Raw genomic sequence first — 7,158 nt, forward strand, 5'->3', positions numbered from 1 at the left:
ATATCAGCTTCTCTTTTCCACCATTCTCACCAGTGAAATAAACTCATCCTTGTAATCATCCGTGTTATCAAGCTCTTTGTAACCATTGATGATGTCTCTGTAAGTCATAGTTCCTGCATAGTCGCTGTCCCCAAGGATCATAGCAAACTCAGATACAAGGCTTGCAAACTTAAAGTTCTCACTTACATTCTCGCGATAAGCATTGGCACCAACAACATATGACAAAAGCTCAGACTTATCCTTTTCAGGCTCTTTGTAGCGGATCTTGATAGTTGCATAGTCATCTGATTCATCGCTGTTTCCTGCAGGCTGGTACTTAAGATCGATTGCGCTTTCGCTGCCAGCTGGAACGATCTCATAGAGAGCAACAACACTGTGACCTGATCCAAGCTCACCGCCATCCTTCTTATCATTGTTAAAGTCAACTGCGTCCATCTCTCTGTTTTCGTAGCCAATGAGCCTGTAGGAATTAACTGTAGCAGGGTTAAACTCAACCTGGAACTTAACATCTTTTGCAACTGTTACAAGTGTTGATGTCATCTCTTCTACAAGGACCTTTCTTGCCTCTATAAGAGAGTCAATGTAGGAGTAGTTGCCGTTTCCACAGTCAGCAAGTCTTTCCATCTTGTCATCCTTGTAATTGCCTTCGCCAAAACCAAGGACTGAAAGATAGATTCCCTGATCCTTCTTTTTTGAAATGAAGTCTTCAAGCTCATCAGGATCTGAGATACCAACGTTTAGATCTCCGTCTGTTGCCATGATGATACGGTTGTTTCCACCATCGATGAAATTCTCTTTTGCTATCTCATAGGCCATCTCCATGCCTCTCTCACCTGCAGTTGAACCATTAGCTTCAAGAGATCTGATGGCTTCTTTGATCTTTCTTTTTTCAGACATATCAGCGCCGTCAAGAACGACTTTTTCCTTGCTTGCGTAGGTTACGATAGATACTGTACCTTCTCCAGGAAGATTATCAACAAGCTCGTTAAATCCCTTCTTTAAGAGCCCAAGCTTGTCCTCGTCGTCCATTGAACCGGATACATCGATGAGGAATACAAGATTGCTCTTTGGAAGCTGTCCGTCAAGCTTATCCTCTGCCTTTACTCCCACAAACATAAGCTCGTGGTCCTCATCCCATGGGCACTTTGAAACTTCAGTTGTAACCGCAAACTTCTCACCCTTCTTGGGACTCTTAAGATCATAAGAAAAGTAGTTAAGGAATTCCTCAGGTCTTACAGCATCGCTTGGGATATTTCTTTTCCCATATCCATCCTCGATCATGCGCCTTACATTGGCGTAGGATGCTGTGTCCACATCTGCTGCAAAGGTTGAAAGAGGCTGACCCTGGGATAAGAAAAAACCGTTCTCGTCAGGCTTGTCGTAGGACTCGGTGTTGTACTCAGGAACAACTACGCAGTAGTCGCTATCTTCGTAAACATAGCACCCTTCAGTTTCAGCAGCCTTGGAAGCTCCCAAGGAATCGAATAATGAACTTGCTGGTGAAGATGGGGCTGCCATCACAGGTTCCTCGCAGACTTCTGCGCTGTAGTCACTATAGCTTTCTGATGTAGCAGTGCTGTAGTAGCCGTTATCCTGTACGGGGTACTCAGCAGCAGTTTCAGTCTGATAGTTTCTGGCTGATCCGCATCCAGACAGATTACCTGCCAGAAGTGCTGCCATTGTTAATGTGCCAATTAGTCTGTAGTTCTTTTTCATAATAAATTCCCTCCAATTGTGTTTTGGTAATTGCCTTTCTACCATGTACACAACTGAAGGGAATGATATGTTGCAAATTATTCAAAATTTTTTGAAAAAATTTTTAGCACCTTACATCGAGGAAATCAAACCTGCCATTTAGCTTGAGTCTCCTTGAATTAGCCGGAACAAAAAGACAGTCACCTTTATAGATATCTATGTAGTGGCGTCTTTCATCTTCATCCTCATAGCACACTGTTCCGCAGCCATCAAAGCAAAGCAAAACTTTGAAGGAGAGCTCGTCAGACTCGTAAAAGACATCCTGTCTTCTCTCAGTGTTGACCAGCATCCTGTTTACTTCGAAGTACTTGCATCTTGATAAAAGCTCTCTTGCGACTCCCGGACCGTACCTCAGAACGCGGAGCTTCTGCCTGGGCTCCTGCAGCCCCTTTAGATTGGATACCTCCAGTGCCTTGTCTATGTGAAGCTCACGCAGCTTGCCATTTTTGTCGACACGGTTATAGTCGTAGATCCTATAGGTCAAGTTGCTGCTCTCCTGGATCTCCGCAACCAGAGCTCCCGCTCCGATAGCATGGATAGTTCCTGATTCTATATAAAATACATCGTTCTTTTTGATTGGGACATACTGAAGATGTCTCTCAAGTTTTCCTTCATTTATATATGAAAGAAATTCTTCTTTTGTGCAGTCATGTCTAAGACCGTACACCAGCCTTGCTCCTGCAGATGCATCAAGGACGTACCACATCTCGGTCTTGCCCCTTTGGCCATTCTCATGCTCGAAGGCATATTCATCACTTGGATGAACCTGCACTGACAGATCAGACCTAGCGTCAATAAACTTGATGAGGATTGGTATCTCTTTTAGCGCCTCATAGTGCTGTCCCAAAAACTCAGGATGCATACTAATGACATCTTTCAGGGTCTTTCCATCAAACTCTCCGCCTGACACTGTGCTAAGGCCGTCCGGGTGAGTTGAGCACTCCCAGGTTTCCGCCAGTGGATCCATATTTATTTTTTTGCTAAAGTCGTCATTAAGTCTCTGTCCGCCCCACAGATAGTCCTTACCTGCAGGCTTAAGGAGAAACGGAATGGCGCCCGATCTTTCTTTTCCCATATGATCCTATCACTCAAGCTCGAACTTCTGCTTGTCCTCTACAGAGATGTCACTTCCAAGCTGTATCTCCACCAGCTTGAGCTCAGTGTCCGCAAATACAGTGTGTCTGCAACCTGCGCTCATGGTGATCACATCGCCGGGAGCAATGTTCTGCTCCATGCCGTCAACGACTGTGCGACCTGTGCCTGAGAGAACAACCCACACCTCATCCCTGTTCTTGTGGCTGTGGTAGTTCATGGAGTGGCCAGGATTGAGGATAACCTTGATGGTCATGGCTGTGGGCTCAACGTCCATTACCTGATAGCTGCCCCAGCTCTTTTCCGCAAACATGATCTGCTGATCGATGCCATCAACGTATGGCTTGATGTAGGAACTCTGCTCCTTGTCTGAAACCAGGATTCCCTCTGGAGAAGCCGAAATGACAACGTCATGAAGGCCCATGGCGATAATAGGCACATTGAGCTCATTGAGGATGTGAACGCCCTCGCAGTTGTCATTCATGATACCCTTGCCCACAACGTTCTCAGTCATGGCTTCAGTCAGAGTATTCCATGTTCCAAGATCCTTCCACTCTCCTGCAAATCTCAAAACCTGAATCTTGTCCTCTTTTTCTACAACAGCATAGTCAAAAGAGATTTTCTCTAAGGTCTCATATTTTGAAAAGAGATCCTGGTAGTCTGTAAAGTCAATGAGCTCGTGAGCTCTTTTAAGTACATACGAAAGCTTGTAGGCAAATACGCCGCCGTTCCACAAAGCGCCCTTTGAAATGTAGTCCTTGGCAACTTCTACTGTTGGCTTTTCTTTAAAAGTCTCAACATCTGAAGTATCGTCCTTGGTCTTGGGGATGATATAGCCGTACTTCTCACTTGGATAAGTTGGCTCAATTCCCATAAGGACAAGGTTTGCCTCTCCCTTAGCTGCCTGGTCAGAGAGCTTCTTAAGAGCCTCAAAATAGTCGTCCTCAACATAAGGGTCTACAGGGCATACCACCACTGGCTCATTTGGATCAACTCCCATAACGTCAACAAGGTATGCAGTCGCCAGAGCAATTGCAGGGAAAGTATCTCTTCTGCAAGGCTCTACGCTGATGCCCACCTCAGTTCCAATCTGGTTGTGGATGGCAGAGATCTGACTCTTACTGGTTGCGATGGTTACAGTTGCATCCGAGTCAATCTTTTTGATCTTGCCATACATCCTTTGGACCATGGACTCATAGGTTCCATCTTCATTCTTAAAGATCTTGATGAACTGTTTACTTCTTACGTCATTGGAAAGTGGCCACAGGCGCTTGCCTGATCCACCTGATAACAAAATAATATTCAAAGCGTGTTTCACCTTTCGTAATTTGTTTTACTTTTTCTATTGGTTTAAATCAATCTCATATAGTATAACACAATCGTCCTGCCATTTTAATCGCATCAAAAAACGGGTAAGGATCAAAGTCCTTACCCGGTGGGAACTGTTTTATTTAGTCCTCTTTATTCGCAGCATGATATTCAGCAAACAGCTTATCCAAATACTCTGGGTCAGATGCTACCTTCTTAACGTCTTCATCACGGTTTTGGGAAAAGAGCCAGTTGATAAGACTGGACATGTTAGTTATGCCTTTCTTTTCACCTTTCTTTTCACCTTTCTTTTCGCCTATTTTCTCACCATGAAGCTGACCTTTTTTATAATTTGCTCTTGCAATAAGCTGTTTTGCATTAAGTTCCTGTAATTCTTCTGACAACATATTTGCTACCTCCGCCATATGTTCCATGAGAAATGGTTTCAAAATGAAGTCGTTTGGCATTACTGCCAAGCCCACTATTTCCCAAACAAGAAAGCATTATTGATGTTTGGCTGGATCCTGTCCATGAATGAATACACATCATCTGCATCAACAAAGCCCTCCGGCTTGAACATACTTGCCTTCACGTCATCCATAGTCCAAGTGTATGAGGCATCCATAGCAAATACATCATGCAGGAAGTCATCATATGCCGTGTCCTCAACATCCTGCCTGCTGACACTTGGTAAAGCTTCGATTATCTCCCACTTAAGGGTTGCCATTCTATCCCTGAGTTCGCTTGTCAGCTTATATCTTTCAGTGTAGTCACATCCCTCGTAGCTGATGTTGGCACCTACATTTGCATAATACTTGTTTTTATCCCGATGTAATGCAATAGGAACAATGTCAGCCCCGCAGGTTATTGCAAGTTCAACAGCGCCTGCATACAGATGATTCAGAAGCGCATTGGGGCTTATATCCTGTGCTCCCTCAGGATATATCAGGAGATTGCCTCCCTTCTTAAGCAGATCTGCCATCCTTGCTTTTGCTGCCTTTCGATCCTCTTTGTACTGGGTATCAAGCATTATCGCCCCATTTATCTCAAGTAGCGCTCCATCGAAGTTTTTGTATAGTTCCCTTGGGTCACCAACAACCACCCAGCATGGATCATGGATTGTTAAAAGAGACATCTCTGCATCAGCTCCACCAATATGGGTCGCACAGAATATGATTGGCTTTTTTGTTTTTGTACGGGCATCGTTAATAACCGTCAGTCTCTTTCCAGCAATATACTGATCACACCACAGAAGTGGCATAAGTATGCGGTGTGCAACAGAATGAAGCGGGATTCTTTTTACCCCGCCCTTGCCTTCTCTGAATCTTTCAATGCGCTGTCTGCGACAATATTCTTCACAAGCTTTCTGATCTAGCGAAAGCATGTAAATAAATGATTTCAGGTCTCGTAAAACATTCATGTTTTTGTCGCTACTCCTAAATAGGCATTTTAAGTTACATAGCCTCTTTTTCCAGGGCTCGATAGTCCACTTTTCCTCTTGGGGTACGTGGCAGATCATCAACAAATTCTAGCTCTTCTGGTACCATATATTCGGGTAAGTTTTGTACACATGCTTCCTGGATCTCTTTTTTCGCTTTGCCTTTATCGGCCTTTTCTCCAAGCAGAACAAATGCTTTAGGGTAATATATACGGTTTTTGTCAGGCACGCCCACTACGCAGCATAGTTCTACCATCTCAAGCGCGTCTATTACTTTCTCTATCCGGTCTGGGAACATCTTTGTCACCTGCCCATCACGGCCTTTTGTCATTATGATTCGTTTAATTCTACCGGTAACGTATATGATTCCGTCAGAGTCAACATATCCCAAGTCTCCCGTATGAAGCCATCTATCACCATCAGAATGTATTCTAACGACGCTGTCAGTGGCCTCCTGATTGTTGAAATACCCCAGCATCATTGTAGGTCCATTGAAACATAGTTCTCCCTCTTTTCCATAAGGTAGTTCTTTTCCGGTCTCTGGATCCTCAACACGACAATTGATTTTAACCAGGGGAATTCCCACACTTCCCAATGGATTACACTCAGGAAAAGATTGAGACGCAGCAGCCATAAGTTCTGTGGAGCCCAGGCCCTTACAAAGTTTTGTTTTGGAACCGCAACTTAACAAGTAACGGTTTATCTCATCTTCTTTTTCTTCTGTCATGCCCTCTCCACCGTAGTATATATGCTCAAAGCATGACATATCGGCGCGTTCATTTTTATCCAATGCAGCCATCCAATACGCAGGAATTGAAAGGACTACGGATGGCTTATACTTATTTACATAACTTGCAAATCTATCAGAGTCATACTTCGGTAAAAGAACGCACTTATAACCTATGCTGAGCATAGCAAGTGTTCCTTCTACAAGACTATAATTGACAAACGGTGGCAAAACCACAAGGGAGCATCCATTACGATCATGCTCAAATCCGCATACAATCTGGTACATGAGAGCATTCAGGCTATAATCCGAGCACATAACCCCCTTGGGTGTGCCTGTCGTTCCGCCTGTATGAGAAATAATTGCCATCTCATGGCAGTCTTTTTTGACTTCTCTGACTTCTGTACCGTCTCCATCTTTTATAAAACTTTTCCAGCTTTGGAAAACTTTTCCGCCTAGTTTAGGTTTCTTAACCTTCAGATTATATGCAGCTTTCAAATGTAGAGGAAGCGAATCTCCTGGTGATGCAACAATAACCTTTTCAACTGTAGATTTTGCTATATCACTAACAATAGCATCGAATGCACCATCAAAGATTACAGCAATCCTACCCTTAACCTCATTAAAATAATAAAGAGTCTCTTCTGTTCCCGCCAGCGGATGGATCATATTCGCAACAGCACCAATCTTATTAAGTGCATACACACAGTAAAGCGCTTCTGGAATGCTTGGAAGGGCAACTGTAACAATCTCTTTTTCTTTGACACCAGCCTTCAGAAAAGCTGCCGCCGTCTTATCTATGTTTTCAAAGAGCTCGCCATATGTAATCTTCCGCCCC

Annotated in this window: 6 protein-coding genes; all 6 read right to left on the reverse strand. The window is 43.9% G+C overall.

The genetic code is table 11. From position 1 onward, the window contains the following. Nucleotides 1–3: 3 nt before the first annotated feature. Nucleotides 4–1,716: a vWA domain-containing protein gene (locus tag J6I68_RS11105; RefSeq protein ID WP_292220349.1), complete on the reverse strand. Its 1,713-nt coding sequence runs from the start codon at nt 1,714–1,716 to the stop codon at nt 4–6. Between the two features lie 103 nt (nt 1,717–1,819). Then, nucleotides 1,820–2,830 (reverse strand): type I phosphomannose isomerase catalytic subunit, encoded by a 1,011-nt coding sequence (locus J6I68_RS11110; protein WP_292220350.1) that lies wholly within the window; start codon nt 2,828–2,830, stop codon nt 1,820–1,822. A 9-nt stretch (nt 2,831–2,839) separates the two neighbouring features. Continuing rightward, entirely contained in the window at nt 2,840–4,153 is a 1,314-nt protein-coding gene (locus J6I68_RS11115; RefSeq protein WP_292220352.1) for a sugar phosphate nucleotidyltransferase, read from the reverse strand. Nucleotides 4,154–4,298: 145 nt separating this feature from the next. Beyond that, entirely contained in the window at nt 4,299–4,562 is a 264-nt protein-coding gene (locus tag J6I68_RS11120; RefSeq protein ID WP_292220353.1) for a hypothetical protein, read from the reverse strand. A gap of 74 nt (nt 4,563–4,636) precedes the next feature. Continuing rightward, on the reverse strand, nt 4,637–5,575 hold the full coding sequence (locus tag J6I68_RS11125) for a lysophospholipid acyltransferase family protein (RefSeq protein WP_292220354.1): 939 nt from the start codon (nt 5,573–5,575) through the stop codon (nt 4,637–4,639). A gap of 34 nt (nt 5,576–5,609) precedes the next feature. Continuing rightward, on the reverse strand, nt 5,610–7,158 hold a 1,549-nt coding region (locus J6I68_RS11130; RefSeq protein WP_292220356.1), incomplete at its 5' end, for a class I adenylate-forming enzyme family protein.

This window comes from Butyrivibrio sp. (genome assembly GCF_017940685.1).
Lineage (GTDB): Bacteria > Bacillota > Clostridia > Lachnospirales > Lachnospiraceae > Butyrivibrio.

What these genes read in the sequence shown, in the direction of transcription:
- J6I68_RS11105 (WP_292220349.1), bottom strand. Translation starts at nt 1,716, where the DNA reads ATGAAAAAGAACTACAGACTAATTGGCACATTAACAATGGCAGCACTT.
- J6I68_RS11110 (WP_292220350.1), bottom strand. Translation starts at nt 2,830, where the DNA reads ATGGGAAAAGAAAGATCGGGCGCCATTCCGTTTCTCCTTAAGCCTGCA.
- J6I68_RS11120 (WP_292220353.1), bottom strand. Translation starts at nt 4,562, where the DNA reads ATGTTGTCAGAAGAATTACAGGAACTTAATGCAAAACAGCTTATTGCA.
- J6I68_RS11125 (WP_292220354.1), bottom strand. Translation starts at nt 5,575, where the DNA reads ATGAATGTTTTACGAGACCTGAAATCATTTATTTACATGCTTTCGCTA.